General features: G+C 68.6%; 14 protein-coding genes and 2 pseudogenes. 9 read left to right on the top strand and 7 right to left on the bottom strand.

All coding sequences use genetic code 11. From position 1 onward, the window contains the following. Positions 1-410 (bottom strand): annotated as a pseudogene (locus tag GS4_RS26070) (hypothetical protein); the annotation flags it as partial. Here GS4_RS26070 and murJ point away from each other — a divergent pair. Then, positions 409-4,149, top strand: coding sequence for a murein biosynthesis integral membrane protein MurJ (murJ, locus tag GS4_RS02970; protein WP_007617332.1), 3,741 nt, complete (start codon positions 409-411; stop codon positions 4,147-4,149). The pseudogene GS4_RS26070 and the gene murJ overlap by 2 nt on opposite strands. 105 nt (positions 4,150-4,254) lie before the next feature. After that, complete coding sequence (locus GS4_RS02965) at positions 4,255-4,461, top strand: cold-shock protein (RefSeq protein WP_007617330.1); 207 nt, start codon at positions 4,255-4,257, stop codon at positions 4,459-4,461. Between the two features lie 123 nt (positions 4,462-4,584). Here the strand turns inward: GS4_RS02965 and GS4_RS26295 are convergent, their stop codons facing one another. Beyond that, positions 4,585-4,719 (bottom strand): hypothetical protein, encoded by a 135-nt coding sequence (locus GS4_RS26295; RefSeq protein ID WP_281169196.1) that lies wholly within the window; start codon positions 4,717-4,719, stop codon positions 4,585-4,587. Positions 4,720-5,115: 396 nt separating this feature from the next. On the opposite strand from GS4_RS26295, the gene GS4_RS02960 reads away from it, so the two are divergent. Both GS4_RS02960 and GS4_RS02955 read left to right on the top strand, forming a co-directional pair. Beyond that, on the top strand, positions 5,116-6,561 hold the full coding sequence (locus tag GS4_RS02960) for an MFS transporter (RefSeq protein ID WP_245555542.1): 1,446 nt from the start codon (positions 5,116-5,118) through the stop codon (positions 6,559-6,561). Beyond that, positions 6,558-8,039 carry a pyridoxal phosphate-dependent decarboxylase family protein gene (locus tag GS4_RS02955; protein WP_007617327.1) on the top strand — a complete coding sequence of 494 codons (1,482 nt, stop codon included), beginning with the start codon at positions 6,558-6,560 and terminating at the stop codon, positions 8,037-8,039. Before GS4_RS02960 ends, GS4_RS02955 begins: the two co-directional genes overlap by 4 nt. 40 nt (positions 8,040-8,079) lie before the next feature. Here GS4_RS02955 and GS4_RS26065 read toward each other — a convergent pair whose 3' ends face one another. Then, positions 8,080-8,799, bottom strand: coding sequence for a TetR/AcrR family transcriptional regulator (locus GS4_RS26065; protein ID WP_007617325.1), 720 nt, complete (start codon positions 8,797-8,799; stop codon positions 8,080-8,082). A 71-nt stretch (positions 8,800-8,870) separates the two neighbouring features. On the opposite strand from GS4_RS26065, the gene GS4_RS02945 reads away from it, so the two are divergent. Then, positions 8,871-9,719 carry an alpha/beta fold hydrolase gene (locus GS4_RS02945; RefSeq protein WP_007617323.1) on the top strand — a complete coding sequence of 283 codons (849 nt, stop codon included), beginning with the start codon at positions 8,871-8,873 and terminating at the stop codon, positions 9,717-9,719. Here GS4_RS02945 and GS4_RS02940 read toward each other — a convergent pair. From GS4_RS02940 to GS4_RS02930, 3 genes and pseudogenes are all read right to left on the bottom strand, one after another. Continuing rightward, positions 9,658-10,208 (bottom strand): annotated as a pseudogene (locus GS4_RS02940) (type 1 glutamine amidotransferase family protein). The gene GS4_RS02945 and the pseudogene GS4_RS02940 overlap by 62 nt on opposite strands. A gap of 66 nt (positions 10,209-10,274) precedes the next feature. After that, entirely contained in the window at positions 10,275-11,033 is a 759-nt protein-coding gene (locus GS4_RS02935; protein ID WP_007617318.1) for a GlxA family transcriptional regulator, read from the bottom strand. 119 nt (positions 11,034-11,152) lie between these two features. After that, positions 11,153-12,109 (bottom strand): sterol desaturase family protein, encoded by a 957-nt coding sequence (locus tag GS4_RS02930; protein ID WP_007617316.1) that lies wholly within the window; start codon positions 12,107-12,109, stop codon positions 11,153-11,155. A gap of 144 nt (positions 12,110-12,253) precedes the next feature. Between GS4_RS02930 and GS4_RS02925 the strand changes: the two genes are divergently transcribed. Further along, entirely contained in the window at positions 12,254-12,946 is a 693-nt protein-coding gene (locus GS4_RS02925; protein ID WP_007617313.1) for a TetR/AcrR family transcriptional regulator, read from the top strand. A 54-nt stretch (positions 12,947-13,000) separates the two neighbouring features. On the opposite strand, the gene GS4_RS02920 is transcribed toward GS4_RS02925, so the two are convergent. After that, positions 13,001-14,209: a saccharopine dehydrogenase family protein gene (locus tag GS4_RS02920; protein WP_007617311.1), complete on the bottom strand. Its 1,209-nt coding sequence runs from the start codon at positions 14,207-14,209 to the stop codon at positions 13,001-13,003. A 168-nt stretch (positions 14,210-14,377) separates the two neighbouring features. On the opposite strand from GS4_RS02920, the gene sigM reads away from it, so the two are divergent. From sigM to trxB, 3 genes are all read left to right on the top strand, one after another. Beyond that, positions 14,378-14,938, top strand: coding sequence for an RNA polymerase sigma factor SigM (gene sigM / locus GS4_RS02915; protein ID WP_007617309.1), 561 nt, complete (start codon positions 14,378-14,380; stop codon positions 14,936-14,938). 327 nt (positions 14,939-15,265) lie between these two features. Next, positions 15,266-16,069, top strand: a complete 804-nt coding sequence (locus GS4_RS02910; protein WP_040509371.1) for an anti-sigma factor family protein — start codon at positions 15,266-15,268, stop codon at positions 16,067-16,069. A 204-nt stretch (positions 16,070-16,273) separates the two neighbouring features. Beyond that, positions 16,274-17,275 carry a thioredoxin-disulfide reductase gene (gene trxB / locus GS4_RS02905; protein ID WP_007617306.1) on the top strand — a complete coding sequence of 334 codons (1,002 nt, stop codon included), beginning with the start codon at positions 16,274-16,276 and terminating at the stop codon, positions 17,273-17,275. The last annotated feature ends 58 nt before the right edge of the window (positions 17,276-17,333 follow it).

Here is a 17,333-nt window from a genome sequence, read left to right as displayed (position 1 = left end):
CCCCGCCCGCCGGCGGCGCGACCGTCTGCGCCCCGGCCGGAACCAACCCAGCCGGAGCCGCCATCGGACGGGCCCGGCCGATTCACCCCGCTGTCGGGCCCGGTCGCCGACCAACCGCCGTTGTCGGGCATGGCGGGCGAACCGGTCGACCGTGCCGCACCGTCCCGGATTCCCGCGGGCCGACCGACCGATGCCACCGCGCGTCGCGGACTCAGCAACCCACCGTCCCGGCGCAGCTCCCGGCCGCCGCAGCAGCCTCCCGCCCCCGCGGACCCCCAGCGGCGAGCCGCAGATCCACCACCGCGGCGAGCCGCAGATCCACCACCGCGGACCACGGCGGGTCCGCGCGAGCGACCGGAGACCCGAACGGGCTCGCCGGCCGGCCGGCCGGCCGCTGCGAACGTCCCCATGGGCACCACGGGCACGGTCGGCACGGCCGAGGTCGATGCACCGGAAACCGGCGGCACGGCTGCCCTTGCCCGTGACTCCGACTCCTCGATCCTGAAGACGAGTGGGTCGATCGCCCTCGCGACGCTGACCAGCCGCATCACCGGCTTCGTCCGGACGGTCCTCGTGCTGGCGATGCTCGGCCCGGCGATCGCCTCGGCGTTCCAGGCCGCCTACGTGCTGCCGAACATGATCGCCGAGGTCGTCCTCGGTGCCGTGCTCACCGCGATCGTCATCCCGGTGCTGGTCCGAGCCGAGGCCGAGGATCCCGACGGTGGCAAGGCCTTCATCAACCGGATCTTCACGCTGACCGTGGTGACCCTCGGTGTGGCCACGGTGATCGCGCTGGTGGCGGCGCCGCTGCTGACCTTCCTGAACGTCGGCGACGGTGACGTCAACCGCTCGCTGACCACCGCCCTCGCCTACCTGCTGCTGCCCGAGATCCTGTTCTACGGGTTGTCGGCGCTGTTCATCGCGATCCTGAACATGAAGGGCTTCTTCAAGCCCGGCGCGTGGGCGCCCGTCCTGAACAACATCGTGCAGATCGTCACGCTGGTGCTCTACGCGCTGATGCCCGGCGAGATCACGCTCAACCCGGTGCGGATGAGTGATCCGCAGCTGTTGGTCCTGGGCATCGGCACCACGCTCGGCGTGGTCGCACAGGCCTCGATCCTGATCCCGTGGTTGCGCCGGGCGGGCGTCCAGTTGCGGATCCAGTGGGGCCTCGACGCCCGGCTGCGACGCTTCGGCAACATGGCGTTGGCCATCGTGTTCTACGTGGCGATCCTGCAGGTGGGCCTCGTCATCACCTACCGCATCGCCGCGGCCGCCGACGCTTCCGGCATCAGCGTCTACGCCACCCACTGGCAGTTGCTGCAGCTGCCCTACGGCGTCCTGGGCGTCACGATCCTGACCGCGATCATGCCGCGCTTGTCCCGCAACGCGGCCGCCGACGACACCCACGCCGTCATCGACGACCTCTCGCTCGCCAGTCGCCTGACCATGGTCGCGCTGGTCCCGGTGGTCGCGTTCATGACGTTCTTCGGCCCGGCCATCGGCGTCGCGGTGTTCAACTTCGGCAACTTCGATGCGGCCACCGCCGGACAATTGGGCTCGGTCCTCGGCTGGGGCGCGTTCACCCTCATCCCATACGCGATGACGTTGGTGCAGCTCCGCGTCTTCTATGCACGCGAAGACGCGTGGACGCCCACCGCCATGGTCCTCGGCATCACCGCCGTGAAGGTCGTGGCGTCGTACCTGGGTCCCGTGCTGTTCTCCGACCCCGACCTGATCGTGCGTTGGCTGGCACTGTCGAACGGTCTCGGCTACCTCGTAGGCGCGATCGTCGGGCACTACCTGTTGCGCAACCGCCTGCAGGGCGAGCGGATGACCAACGTCGCACGCACCACGATCATCACGATCGCGACGTCGGCGGCGGTCGCCGCCGCCGTCTGGGCCGTGGCCAACCTGTCCGGACTGCACCGGCTGGCCACGCATTTCGGCAAGTTCGGATCGCTGGTCTACCTGTTGCTGACCGCGGTGGTCGTCCTCGGTGTCACCTATGCGGCACTCGCCGCGGCCAAGCTGCCCGATGTCGTCGCCATCGGGGTGTCGGTGCGCCGCGTACTGGGTCGTTTCATCCCGGCGCTGGCGCCCACCCACGCCGAGCCGCCCGGCACGGCACCCGCGATCACAGTTCAGTTTCCGCGCATCACGACCGAGGAGTCGCTCCCGTACTCTGGTCAGGTACAAGTGCTGCGACGATTCGATCGTGGCACAGCCACGTGGCAGTCGTATTCGGTACACAGTGGTGGAGCAGCCGGTGTTCGCGATGTCCCCATTGCAGGACGGGCTGATGCACCGCGCGATATGAGGTATCGCAGGAGAGGAGCCCGGCGCGTGAGTGACAGCGACGTCGATGCCACGCAGGATCACGCCGAGCCCAACGGGCCGAATTCCGGGTCGGACACCGCCCCCGCCACATCTGCCGACACCGGCAACGCGAACGGTGACGCCTCCGGCTCCGCCGCCGACGGCCCGGGTGTGACCCCGTCCGCCGGACCGTCGGTGTCCCCGTCGTCGGCGCCCGTGAATCCCGACCAGGCAGAGCCGATCGTGCCGCCCCGTCCGCGCGGTCCCCGACTCACACCGGGCGCTGCCGTCGCCGGCGGTCGCTACCGACTCCTCGACCATCACGGCGGCACCCGCGGCCTGCAGTTCTGGCGTGCACTCGACATCAACCTCGACCGCGAGGTCGCTCTGACCTTCGTCGACTCCGAGCAGCTCGCGCCGCCGCCGACCCGCGGACAGGCGGTGAAGTCGACCGACGAAGGCCCGCAGGCGGTCCTGTCCCGCACTCTCCGGTTGGGCCATGTCGCATCGGCCGGCGTCGCCCGGGTGCTCGACGTCGTCCGAGGCTCCTCGGGCGGCATCGTCGTGGCCGAATGGACCCCCGGGTCGTCGCTGACCGAGGTGGCACAGTCGGCCCCGTCGCCGATCGGCGCGGCCCGCGCCGTGCGCGCACTGGCCGCCGCGGCCGAGGCGACCCACCGTTCCGGCGGCGCATTGTCCATCGACCATCCCGACCGCGTCCGCATAAGCACCGACGGCAATGCGGTACTCGCGTTCCCCGGCACCTTGGCGGGCGACGACAAATCCTCCGATGTTCGTGGACTCGGCGCCGTGCTCTACGCGTTGCTGCTGGCCAAGTGGCCGCTCGACGCCGAGACCGGCACCCGGGTGGTCACCACCAAGGACGGGACCGCAGCGGTCGGCGGGCTGCCTCCGGCCGATCCCGCCGACAACGGCGATCCGATCGAACCGCGCGAGGCCCGCCCGGAGGTGCCGTTCGAGATATCCGCGGTGGCCGCTCGTGCACTCGACGGCGGGCGCGGCATCCGCACCGCGGCGACCGTCCAGCACGTACTCGACCAGGCGACCGTCGTCGACCTCAAGACCGACATGCTGCCCGCCCTCGACCGCGACACACCACCGATCGCCATGTCGGCGGCGCGACGTGAGCAGGGCGGCAGCGGCGGTCGCTTCAATCTCGGCGGCGATGCCGAAGGCGGCAAGCGCAACCTCGCGTTGCTGATCGGCGCCGGCCTGTTCGCGCTGTTCGTGATCATCGCGCTGATCGTCTGGGTGTCGAACATCCTGGGCGGCGACAACGGGTCGTCGGACATCGACTCGATCCTGACGACACCGCCGTCTCAGTCGGCGACGCAAGGCGCGGCGGCAGCGCCCGCGACGCCGGCGCCCGGCGTGGTTCCGCTGCGTGGGGTCCGGGTGGTCGACTTCTCCAACCAGGCCCCCGACTCGTCGGCGAATGTGGCCAACGTGATCAGTGGCGCCGCACCACCGTGGCAGACGGACAACTACCGCGGGTCCGCGCAGTTCGGCGGACTCAAGGAGGGGGTCGGTCTGATCTTCGATCTCGGTGATCCGAAGGCCGTGCGCTCGGTGACCATCAAGACCCCGACGCCCGGCTTCAACGTCGACCTACGCACTGCCGGGCAGGGCCGGCCGGGAACATTCTGGGACACGACGTCCGTGGCCCGCGGAAACGTCGATCAGCCGACCACCACCATCGCCGTCCCGCAGAGCGCGCCGAGTCCTTTCGTGGTCGTCTGGCTCACGTCGCTGCCGCAGTCCGGCAGCGGTTACCAGGCCCAGATCTCCCAGGTGTCGATGACCTCGTGAGGGCCGGTTCGACCCCAGGATGTGCCGTCTCGGCCATTGCGTGCGATAGTTGTCGCGCGGAGGCAATTGCCTCTGGTGAAGAATAAAGAGAGAAGTACCAGCATCATGGCTCAGGGAACCGTCAAGTGGTTCAACAGCGAAAAGGGCTACGGCTTCATCGCTCCCGACGACACCGCGAGTGGAGACGTCTTCGTCCACTACTCCGCAATCCAGGGCAACGGATACCGCAGCCTGGAAGAACAGCAGCGAGTCGAGTTCGAGGTCGAGCAGGGACCGAAGGGTCCTCAGGCCACCTCGGTGACCGCCCTCTGATCTTTCTCGACAACCTCGAGAATCTGCGCCGCCCGGTTCGCCGGGCGGCGCAGTTGTCGTCTCACCCCCGTTTTCGTAGTACGAAGCGACGTCCAGAGGCGCTTCGTACTACGAGATCGGTGGTCAGGCGTCGGCGTCGCGCGTGGCGGACTTCGCGGAGTCGGGCAGGTCGGAGAACTCGACCGTGATGTTGGCGAGGTCGGCGGTCTCGGGCGCGACCTCGGAGCGGTGGGAGAACGGGTGGTATTCGTCGATCATGGCGTCGCTTCCTGACGTTGATCGGCACGAGATCCGCGGGGGCACCGTTCCCGGGTTCGTCGACGTAAGCGTCGACGGCCGTGAAGAGTGCTGACCCGGGCTCTGCCGGGAAAGAAGAGAAGTCCGATCATGCGGTTCACCGGTGGTGCGCGGTGATCGGTTGAGGCCGACTGTACGCCGTCCGCTCGCCGCGCACGCAGCAAGCACCCCTTCGCGTGTCGAAGAGCGCCGAAAATCTGTACCCGGGAGGGCCCCGCGAAAGGCGATATGTCGATGCCGGGCATCCCACGTACAGATATTCCCGGGGATTCCGGTCCCGACGCCACGGGCGATGGACCTGCCACGAGTCTGTCCCTTCCCCGCGAAGGGCCTTCCGGGTACACATACGGTGTGCTGGTGCGCCGACATCCTGACCGCCCCGCGGCAGATGGCCCCGACGACCGCGTGTCGCCCGCCACCGTCGCGGGCACGACGCTGAGCAGGGGAGCGGTCGCACGCTACGCGATCGGCTCGCTGGGCACCGCCGGTTTCAGCACGCTGCCCGGCTTGGTGCTCGTCTACTACCTCACCGACACTCTCGGCGTCGCCGCGATCCTCGCCGGTCTCACCGTGGCGATCGCCAAGGTCGTCGACGTCCTGATCGATCCCGCGATCGGCGCGTTCAGCGATCGGGATGCGCACCGCCACGGCACGCGCCGGCGCCTGATGCTCGTCGGCGGCCTGGCCTTGCCGGTGTTCTTCGTGCTCACCTTCGCCGTGCCGACCGGACTGCCGACCGCAGCGGCAGCAGGCTGGGTGATGGTCGCCTTCGTCCTGACCGCCGCGGCCTTCAGCCTCTTCCAAGTCCCCTACATCGCGCTCCCGGCCGAACTGACCCATCGATACGACGATCGGACCCGCCTGCTGACCACGCGCGTCGTCGTGCTGACCGTCGGCATCCTCGCGTTCGGGGCGGGCGGACCCGCGTTGCGTGACCTGGGGTCCGACTCCGCCTCCGGATATCTCGTGATGGCCGTAGTCACCGGTCTCGTCATCGGGGCGGCCCTGGTCGTGTCGTCGGCGTCCGCCCGTGATGTGGTCACTGTCGTCGGCTCCGCCACAACAGATTCCGGCTATCGCGCCGGACTCGCGGTGCTGCGTCGCAGTCGGGCGCTCCGACTCCTGCTCACCGCATTCGTGCTCCAGGGTCTGGCGACCGGGATGATGCTGGCGGGCGGGCAGTACATCGCCACCTGGGTCCTCGACTCCGAGGGCGCCGTCTCCTTCCTGTTCGCAGCACTCATCGCCCCTGCGCTGGTCTTCGCCCCGATCTGGGGTCGGCTCGCCCGTCGGTACGGCAAGGAGGTCGTCTTCGGTTGGGCCACCGCCGTGTTCGTCCTCGCGGCCCTCAGTCTGGTTGCGCTCCGATGGGCTCCGGGCGGATGGGTCTACGTGTCCGTCGCGGTGGCGGGCGCCGCATACGCCGGTATGCAGGCACTGCCGTTGGCGATGCTGCCCGACGTCATCTCCGACGACGACGCACGTCACCGTCGCGGTGCGGCAGGCGTGGTCGGCGGTGTCTGGACGGCGGGGGAGACCACCGGAATGGCTTGTGGTGCAGTCGGCTTCACCCTGTTGCTCACTGCGGGCGGCTATCTCTCGTCTGCGGATACCGCTGACGCGACCCAACCGGGGACGGCCGTCACCGCGATGATCGCCGGCTTCAGTGTCGTACCTGCAGTCCTGGCAGCCATCTCGCTGATCGCGATCCGCCGGTACCCGCTGCGGCGCAGCACCATCGACGACTGGTCTGCACGTCGCTCGACAGACGTGTCGGTTCCGGCCCCCGAGGAGGATGCATGACCGACGATCGCGCACGTGACATCATCGACCGATTGCACGCCCTCCGACGCGACGATGCACCCACCCACGGCGGTCGGGTGCTGTCCTACGTCTACGACGCCGGGATCGCGGGACTGGACGAACTGGCCCGCGCCGCAGCGGCTTCGGTTCAGTCGGTCAACGGGCTCGACCCGACCACCTTCCCCTCCGTCGCGCGGCTCGAACGCGATGTCATCGACACCGCTCGTGTCCTGGTCCACGGCGATCGGTTGCCGACGGTCGGTCTCATCACCAGCGGCGGCACCGAGAGCTGCCTGCTGGCAGTAAAATCTGCGCGAGACCGGTGGCGTGGCGCGGGCGGTGTCGGACGACCTCGCATCGTCGCCCCGACCTCGGTCCACGCCGCCTTCCACAAGGCTGCCGGATACTTCGATGTCGACCTCGACCTCGTCCCGGTGGACCGTGAGGGTCGGGTCGATGCCGACGAGTTCATCGAACGCCTCGACGCGACCATGGCGTTGGTCGTGGTGTCGGCGCCCAATTATCCCTACGGCACACTGGATCCCGTAGAGCAGATCGCTGCGGCCGCCGACGATCTGCGGATCCGCTGTCACGTCGATGCGTGTATCGGCGGATGGGTCCTGCCGTTCTGGGACGAGGCATCCGGCGGCGACACGTCCACTCCCGCCTGGGACTTCCGACTCCCCGGCGTCACCAGTATCTCGCTGGACTCGCACAAGTACGGCTTCGCCCCCAAGGGGACGTCGGTGTTGCTGTTCCGGCATCGTGACGACAAGCGCGCTGCCGGATTCGCGACGACGTCGTGGCCGGGATATCCGGTGGTCAACCCGACCATGCTGGGCAGTCGGTCGGCGACCTCGCTCGCTGCCGCCTGGGCCGTGATCTCCTACCTGGGGACAACAGGTTTCGTCGATCTGACCCGACGGACCCATCGCGCGACCACCGCCTTGCTGGCGGCGGTCGGCGGCATCGACGGTCTGCGTGTGGTGGGCGACCCGGTCGGCCCGCTGTTCAGTGTGGCGACCGATCCGTCGGTTCCTGTCGAACGGCGCGTCGATCCGCACATCTGGTCCGATCGGGTCCGCACGACCGGTTGGGTTCTGCAACCACAGCCGGGGGCGACGCAGTTCCCCTCGGGCCCGGAGCTTCCGCGGACCACCCATCTGACGATCACACCGGTGACCGATGCCGGACTCGCCGATCTGGTGGCGGCGCTGACGTCCGCAGCGGACGCGGTGCGCGGCACCCCGCCGATCGACGCAACCGACCTCGCCGCGGCCTTTCCCCGACTCGCCGGTACCGGGCCGGTGTCGGCAGATGACGCGCACGAGATCCTCACCGAGCTGGGTCTCGGCGGTGACGACTCCGGGGCACTGCCCGATGCGCTGGCGCCGGTGATGGCCCTGCTCGATGTCATCCCGCCCGGACTCGCGCGATCGCTCCTCGCGGAATTGATCGCTCGGCTCAACGAGTCCTGACGCGCCTACGCACTGAACGCCGGCTCCGACACCGCTCGGGTCAGGCCTCGATCTCGGCGCGGAAGTGACGCACGAACCACGACTCCCATCGGTCGCCCGACCATCCGCGGGTTCCGGTCAGCACCAGCCAGTTCCGTCGTGACGCGAGAGCCCAGACGGCGTCGACGGTCGCCGGATCGACCACGGCGGCGTCGGAGGCCTCGGGGTCCCCGTCGTTCTGGTCCCCGCCATTCCCGTCGCCGCCGTTCTGGTCACCACCGTTCTGGTCACCACCGCCGACCTCGCCGCCGTCACCACCGACCCCGAGGATCAGGCCGACCGCCCACCGTACTTCTTCCCAGCGGCGCTGCTCACGGGCCGAGAGCAGTAGGGCCGCCTCGGGATCGGTGACCGCGGCTTGATCGAGGACGTTCTGGATCTCGGCCGAACGTTCGTGGGCCGCGCGCAGCCATCGGGCGCCGGCGGCGACGCGGTGCGGCCGATCCCCGACACCCATCAGCCGGTAGTCCGGGAGGTCCCGGACCGCGCCGCCGACCCCGCTCGTCAGGGCGGCATCGATGCACGCGTCGAGCAACGGCAGCTTTCCGGCGAACTGCTGATAGACGGTCTGCCTGGTCAGACCCGCTGCGGTGGCGACGTCGGCCATCGTCGTCGGGACCCATCCCTGCTCGCGAAACAGACCGTCGGCGGCGGCGACGATCCGTGCCCTGTTCTCGCGGGCCCGCTCGGCTCGGACGGGGGAGTTGTAGGTGCGCGGCACCGCCTCAGTCTAGACATATTTCACATTACGGTGTGTAATACGAATTGTCCGGGTTGATCAGAGGAGACATCATGACCCCATTCAACGTCGCAACGGATCTGGGTCGGCTGCATGTCGACGTCGTCGGCTCCGGCCCACCGGTTGTGCTGTGGCACAGCATGTTCGTCGACTCGACGTCGTGGAGCCGACTCGTCCCACTGCTGCCGGACGGCCGCTCCTACTTCCTCGTCGACGCACCGTCCGCAGGGCAGAGCGACCCGATCCGCCGGGTGTCGGACATCGCCGGGTGTGCCGCTGCCGCACATCTCGTGGTGGAGACGATCCGCGAGCGCACCGGGAGTCCGTCAGTCGACTGGGTCGGCAACGCCTGGGGAGGTCACGTCGGTATCAGGCTGGCAGCGGACCACGCCGATGATGTGCGCAACCTCGTCGCGATCAGTTCGCCGACACATCCCATCTCGACCGAACTGCGTCGAAAGATCGCTCTCCTGCTCCCGTTGTTCCGTTTGGTGGGCCCACGGGGACCGGTGCGCGCGGCCATGGACGACGCCGTGTTCACCGAGGCCACCCGCGCGTCGGATGCAGGGGCGGTGAGGCTGCTGCACGACTCCCTCGCGAGGTCCGGGCGAGCGATGATCCCGGCCATCCGCACTGCGATCCTGAATCGGACCGATCTCACGGACGCGGCCGAATCCCTCTCCCTGCCAGTCCTGTTCGTCACCACCGACGACAGGGGGGAGTGGACCCCGGAGGAGGCACGCGCAGTCGCTGCTCGGATGCACGATGCCCGTGAGGTCACGGTCCGTGGCGCCCGGATCATCCCGGCGATCGAGCAGCCGGGGGCGACCGCCTCGGCGATCAGCGGGTTCTGGCAGGAGATCGCGAGCCGAGGCGACGCCGCCGCGCCCGTGTCCGGTTGATCGCCTGATCCCAGAGGACTCCGCCGGCGGCGGCGAGCTGCCGGGTGTTGGCACTCTCGCGGAGCAGTCCGGCTGTCGCGAGAGCGATCACCGACGGTGAGGCCTTGACCGTGCTGCCCGAGTCGAACGGCGGCTGCGGGTCGTACTCGATGGCGAGCTGTACTGCCTTGGCACGATTCTCGCCGGCGACACGTGCGAAGAGCCACAGTGCGAGATCGATGCCCGCAGCCACTCGAGCAGCTCCTGGTCCCGGGCCTGGACGGCCACGGTCGGGGTGCCTCCGGGCACCACCACGATGTCGGGGTTCGGTGTCTCGCCGAAGGTGTGCGTCGCGCCGAGCAGCAGTACGTTCGAATCGGTTGCGATCGGGCCGGTCTCACGCCAGACGAATCTGATGTCGGCGTCCGGGAGGTGGCGCAGCACCTCGTACGGGCCGACCAGATCCAGGGCGGTCACGCCGGGATAGGTGACGAAGGCGATCTGGGTCATCGGTGCTCCTCTGTGGACTTCGGTGCTCACGCGTCGGGGGTGTGGCCCGTCGGGGGTGCCGGTCGGTCAGGCGGTTGGTGTGCGGGTGGCCGGACCGAAGGTCTCGCGGTAGTGATCGGGCGCGACGCCGACCCGGCGATGGAACGTGCGGCGCATGGATTCCGCAGTGGTGAAGCCACACCGCGAGGCGATGGATTCGCCGGTGTCGCTGGTGGATTCGAGGTGACGGCGGGCCGCTTCGGTGCGGATCTTCTCCACGTAGCGCGACGGTGGTTCGCCGACCTCGGCGGTGAACACACGACTGAAGTTGCGAACGCTCATCGATGCACGTTCGGCCATCGCGGGTACCGAGTGGTCCGCGGCCGGGTTCTCGTCGACGGCGTCCTGCACCGCCCGCACCGGGGGAGTGGTGGCCCGCGGTATCCACACCGGTGGGGCGAACTGCGTCTGTCCACCGGTGCGTCGGAGGTGGAGGACCAACCATCGGGCGACGGTCTGCGCGAGTTCCGTTCCGTGGTCCTGCTCGATGGCGGCCAGCGAGAGATCGATCCCGGCGCTGACTCCGGCCGAGGTCCAGACCCGGGATGTGCTCTGTACGAAGATCCAGTCGGCGTCGACGGTGACCAACGGGAACTCGGTGGCGAGGCGATCCGCGTACGCCCAATGCGTCGTCGCCGTGCATCCGTCGAGAAGGCTGATCCGGGCGGCGAGGAATGCTCCGGTGCAGACCGACAGTATTCGGGTACCCCCGGCAGCGACATCGCGAAGCCATTGAGCGGGTGCGCCATCGGCGTCGATGTCGAATGCACCGCTCCCGCCGGACATTCGCATTACTGACACCCCAGCCGCGCACGCTGTGCGCATTCCCGGGCGACGCGCGCTGACGTGTCATTTCTCCGACGACAGATCGATCGCGGCTCACCGACGACCGGACAACCACCGCCTCATGCGGACCCGGACAACTGCCGAGCCTCCGCATCGTCGTGCCCGGCGGAGTCCGCACTCCCGGTCGTCGGTGCCCATCCCGGCGGACCGAAGACATACCCAAGCCGGGACCGCCAGTCCGTCGCATCCCGGACGTCACGGGCCATGGTCACGTACTCGTGGGTCTGCAGACGCCAGATGTTGTGCGTACCGACAGGTTTCGTCAGCCCATAGGTCGGGCGACGGGTCTCGGGCGCGTGGGTCCCGAACATGCGATCCCAGAGGATGAACACGCCACCGTAGTTGCGATCGAGGTACTCCGCGTCACTGCCATGGTGCACCCGGTGGTGCGACGGGGTGTTGAAGACGAATTCGATCGGCCGCCAGAGGGTTCCGATGCGTTCGGTGTGAATCCAGAACTGATAGATGAGATTCAGCGAATATACCGCGAAGACCAGTGCCGGTGGTACTCCGAGCAGGGGCAGGGGGAGCCACATGACCAGTCCCGCACTGTTGTTCCACTTCTGACGCAGGGCGGTGGTGAAGTTGAAGTACTCGCTGGAGTGGTGTGCCTGGTGCGTCGCCCAGATGAAGCGGACCCGATGGGCGATCCGATGTTCCCAGTAGAAGAGGAAGTCGAGACCGACGAACGCGATGACCCACGTGTACCAGGCGGTTGCCGAGAGGTGCCACGGTGCGAGGTAGGCGAACACGGCCGCGTAGGCGAGCAGCCCCACGGCCTTCCAGCCGGCACTGGTGGCGATCGAGACGATGCCCATCGCGAGGCTCGCGCGTGAGTCGGAACGATCGTAGGCGCCGGCCACCGGCCGCTTCGGGGCGTCCTGGCTGTCGGAGGCACCTTCGTGCTCGTGTTCCAGTTTCCAGGCCGCGATCCATTCGATCGCGATCATCGCGAGGAAGAACGGGACCGCCACCACGGTCGGCTCCCGCATCGCCTCGGGCAAGAAGTCGAGCATCGGTCCTCCTGGTGCCGTGACCAGCCGGTAGAGCGGTGGTCGCGTTGATCTGACATGGCGTCGTGTCAGATCGAATTCTGACAAGATATCGTGTCAGATGACTATCTGTCCAGGTCGATGCGACGAGCGGCGAGGAGTCGGTCCATGGCGACGGTGCAGGGACGGCGGTACGGGGGCGCCGACGCGGACGAGCGTCGGCTCCGGCGGCGCGAGGCCTTTGTCGTCGCCGGGCTCGACCTCTTCGGATCCGAGGACTTCGATGCCGTGTCCATCAAGCGTCTGTGCGATCACGCGGGTCTCACCCAGCGCTACTTCTACGAGTCGTTCTCCGACCGCGCCGGTGCGCTGGGTGCCGTCTACGAGGACTGCGTGCAGTTCGCGCGGGCGGCGACCATCGCCGCGGCGTCCCCGTTCATCGACACGAGCTCGGGCACGGTGGGACAGAACGGCGTCGCCGACGCCGACGTACCGGCCGCCGCACGCGCGATCCTCGGCGCCTTCATCGACTGCCTCGCCTCCGACCCGCGTCGGTCACGCGTGATGCTGGTCGAGGTCGTCGGGGTGAGCGCCGAGCTGGAACGCCAACGCCTGCAGGCGATCCACGGGTGGGCCGATCTGATCCTCACCTTCGCTCGCGGCACCCGACCCTCGTCACGGGTCCAGCGGCTGGCGGCCGTCGGACTCGTCGGTGCGGTCACCCAGCTGCTCGTCGACTGGTACACCGCGACGACGGCGCCCATCGACGCGAGTTCCGGCCCAGACGATTTCGACCTCGAGGCGATCCGCGAGGTGTGCGTCGAGCTGTTCGTCGCGACGCATGCACGTCTGGAGTGGTGAGCAGGCGGTACCGATGGGCGCGTCCGGATAGGACGCACCGCGAGTTGCCGGCGGTCAGCCGACCAGGAGCGAAGTCATCAGCTGACCCGAGAGATGTTCTCGCGACTGCTCTTCGGACTCCCAGGAGCAGGTGGTGACCGTCATCGCCGACGGCGACGGCGCACCGATGCAGTGCGGCGCCATCGCGGTGAAGAACTTGTCGGCGGGGATCAACGTCTCGGGGGTGTGCACACCGGGTCGGCGCACCGACGGCATCAGACGCGCGGCGGTGGCCATCGGGACACCGGTGGTCTCGGCCATCGAGAACCCCGGAGTCTGCGCCAGTGCCGTTGCTGCGGTAGCTGCTTCACCGTTGTGCGTTCCGGTCGCGACGGCAAACAGTGGGGGCAGGCCACCCGGGCGCATCAGGTCTGCGGGTACCGGCACGTGCACGCGGTTGAAGAGGTCGGAGATACGCGCGGCCGCATCGAGTCCGAGCGGAGTGTGGTCGATCCCCCACTGCACCGTCTTGAGGGCGCCCATCATGATCCGGTCACCGACCACCACATTGCTGCTGTCCCTGAGCTGCGGCAACGCGCGATGAAGAGTGAGCGGCTCCGGATGGCCGAAGCTGTGGCACGTGTGTACTCCGAGGCCCGGGTAGTCGACGCGGATGGATTCGAGGGGGGACCGTTGGGTGCGCTCGCCGTCGCGGATCACCGGGATCGATCCGGAGATCTGCTGCATCCCGTGCACGAGAGCGGCGCTGACGGGCTGACCCTTCTTCCGCGCTTCCTCCGGATGAGCGGCGTCGATGTTCCAGCCGGTGATGATCGTCTCGACCGTGTCGAGCCGATCAGCGGCCGCCATGGCCAGCAGATTCGCGAGTCCGGGGCTGGCACCCATCCCGATCAGCACGCAGATGCCCGCGTCGCGGGCCTCCGCGTCGAGGTCGAGCATCTCCAGGGTCGGGTCCGGGTCGTCGCAGATGTCGATGTAGTCGCACCTGGCCTCGATGGCGGCGCGCACGACCGGCGGTCCGAAGCGGAAGAACGGCCCGACCGTGTTCAGCACGAGGTCGGCGTCTGCCATGGCCGCCACCAGCGCCTCATGATCGCTGACGTCGAGCGCACGCGGATGAGCACCGGGAATCGACTCCGCGACCGCGGTGGCCGCGGCCAGGTCCCGATCCGCGATCTCGATGTGGGTGATCTCGTCGTCGATGCCGAGTGCGCGGATCGCGGCCCCGCCGACCTCGCCCGCTCCCAACGCCAGTACTCGCACAGCCCGCTCCGTCCATCGACACATTTACTGTCACCTGTGACGATAAACCATATGCGATCGCCGGACCGGCGCTTCGCTTCATCCACATCCGCACCGACTGTCGAGAACTGTCCACACCTGCGCCGATGTCGGTCGATCGAGTGTCGGTGAGTCCTCTACTGTCGACGCATGACCTGGGGGAGCGGCGGTGATCCGCGTACCGACGAGGACCTGCTCCGCGCTCATGTGTCGGGCGACGCGGGGGCGTTCACCACCCTGATCGAGCGGCATCAGGCCTACCTGTGGTCGCTGGCCTGTCGCACCAGCGCGACGCCCGAGGACGCCGCCGACGCGCTGCAGGAAGCGTTGCTCAACGCACACCGGATGGCGCATCGGTTCCGCTCCGATGCCAAGGTGACCAGCTGGCTGCATCGCATCGTCGTGAATGCCTGCCTCGACCGCATCCGGCGGAACAAGGTGCGCGCGACGATCCCGTTGCCCGAGTACGACGTACTGCCCCTCGCCGACCCGCGCGATCAGATGGGTGACGTCGATTTGTCACTGTCGATCGGACGGGCGTTGGACGCCCTCACCCCCGACCAACGAGCCGCGATCGTGGCGGTCGACATCGAGGGATACTCGGTCGCCGAGGCCGCGGAACGTCTCGGGGTGGCCACCGGCACCATCAAGAGTCGATGCTCACGCGGTCGCGTCCGTCTCGCCGAACTACTCGGGCACCTGCGCCAGTGACGACCGTGCTCGCCGCCGCGATACCGACATCGTCAGGGCCCATCACACCGCGGCCCACCACACCAGAGCACGGTCGCCGGAATCGGCGGCCTCCGACTCCCATGGGAACCCCGCCGCACCGCGCACCGTCCTATGAACAGACCACGCCGGCCCTGATCGGGGTTCCGTCGGTCGTCGGCCGGACCCACCTGCCCGGACCACCGATGCCGAAACCGCGAACGCCTCGATCCTGGCCGCCCGGTTCACGACGCCACCGTGCCCACCCGCCCGGTGGAGACCGGTGCAGCGGCGCGTTCGGTATCGATGACGAAGTGGGAGAGTGAAGCGATGACGCCGGCAGCAGATCGCGGTTCACCGTCGGGAGACGGCACGCTGCCGCAGCCCCCGTTCCCGGTGGACCTGCTCGCCGACTTCCACGCCGGCGCGCTGCCCGACGCACAGGCTGAGCACATCCGCACCCACCTCGACGACGATCCGGCCGCCCGGGAGGTCCTCGACGCTCTCGACCGCACCCGCGCCGATCTGTCCGGTTCACCGCCTCCGCAGGTTCCGCTCCCCGAGTCGGTCCAGGCGCGCACCGCCGCGACCCTCGCCGGGATCAGCGCCGAGGTCGCCGGTGGTCGCGGCCCCGCCACAGGTGACCGGCCGACTGATTCCTCACCGCCACCTCCCGTCGACGAGCTCGCCGCGCGGCGGCGCCGACGATGGATGGCCCCGGTGCTGAGCGCCGCCGCAGCGATCGTGGTCGCCGCCCTCGTCCTGTCCGTCGGTGGATCGCAGGGATGGTTCGGCCGCGACTCGTCAGCCGACCTCGACGCGCGATCGTCCACCGCGGTGCAACCGCTGCGCTCGATCTCGCCCGCCGAGGGGGCGTCGTTGATGTCGGTGCTGGGCCGCACGGACCCGACCCCGTTCGGCTCGGACGCCCGACTCCGCGCCTGCCTCGATGCCAATCGGGTGGCACCCGAGACGGCCGTCGTCGGCAGCGGACCGATCACACTCCGCGGACGAGAAGGAGTCGTGATCCTGCTGACGACCGGCCAGGCCGGCCGGTTCACCGCCCTCGTGGTGGAGCCCACCTGTGACGTCGGCAACCCGGCGACCATCACCACCGCGGTCATCGGGGGCTGAGTGACCGAGCTGGAGCCGGGCGACAGACCTGGACCTGCGCGGATACCTCGGTGATGCCGGTCGCGCCGCTCCCATACCGGGAACATCTGCCCTTACCCTGGTGTTGAAGCAGCCGGAACGCCCGTAGGAGACGCGGTCGGGGAATCACTCCCGGCCTGCAGCGCGGGCATCGCATCGGCTGCCACCGAGCAGCACGGAGGACGGATGACCCAGTCAGACAGCCAGCAGATCCACGACCTCATCATCATCGGGTCGGGCCCTGCCGGATACACCGCCGCGATCTACGCAGCTCGCGCCGAGCTGTCGCCGATCATCTTCGAGGGCACGCAGTTCGGCGGTGCGCTGATGACCACCACCGAGGTCGAGAACTTCCCCGGATTCCAGACCGGCATCCAAGGTCCGAACCTCATGGACGAGATGCGTGAGCAGGCACTGCGCTTCGGCGCCGACCTGCGGATGGAAGATGTGGACACCGTCCGCCTCGACGGTCGGATCAAGGAGGTCGAGGTCGGTGGTGAGGTGCATCGCGCCCGCGCGGTCATCCTGGCCATGGGCGCAGCGGCGCGGTACCTGGGCATCGAGGGCGAGCAGCAGCTGCTCGGTCGCGGTGTGTCGGCGTGCGCGACCTGCGACGGCTTCTTCTTCAAGGACCAGGACATCGCCGTCATCGGTGGCGGTGACTCGGCGATGGAGGAGGCGACCTTCCTCACGAAGTTCGCACGCAGTGTCACGATCATCCATCGGCGTGAGGAGTTCCGCGCATCGAAGATCATGCTCGAGCGTGCCCGCGCCAACCAGAAGATCAGGTTCGTCACCAATGCGGCCGTGAAGTCGGTCGTCGGTGAGAACTCCGTCACCGGTCTGGTCCTCGAGGACACCGTGACCGGTGCCGAGCAGACCATCGACGTGACCGGCATGTTCGTGGCGATCGGTCACGATCCGCGCAGCGAGCTGGTCCGCGATCAGGTCGATCTCGATCCCGAGGGGTATGTCCTCGTCGACGGCCGCACCACGTACGCGTCGTTGCCCGGGGTGTTCGCCGCAGGCGACCTGGTCGATCACACGTACCGCCAGGCCATCACCGCCGCAGGCAGTGGATGCGCTGCGGCGATCGACGCGGAGCGGTGGCTTGCCGACCAGGCCGACGGCACGGTCGACGAGAAGCTCACGATCGAGCAGGCCGACACCGTCGGCGCCTCCGCCTGAGGGCGCCCGGACCGATTCCCCTTCCCTTCAATCTCACCCGCCAACGAGGAGGACAACA

The organism is Gordonia soli NBRC 108243 (assembly GCF_000334455.1).
Taxonomy (GTDB): domain Bacteria; phylum Actinomycetota; class Actinomycetes; order Mycobacteriales; family Mycobacteriaceae; genus Gordonia; species Gordonia soli.
The sequence above is the reverse complement of the archived record's forward strand: the minus strand, read 5'-3'. Positions and strand labels throughout refer to the sequence as shown.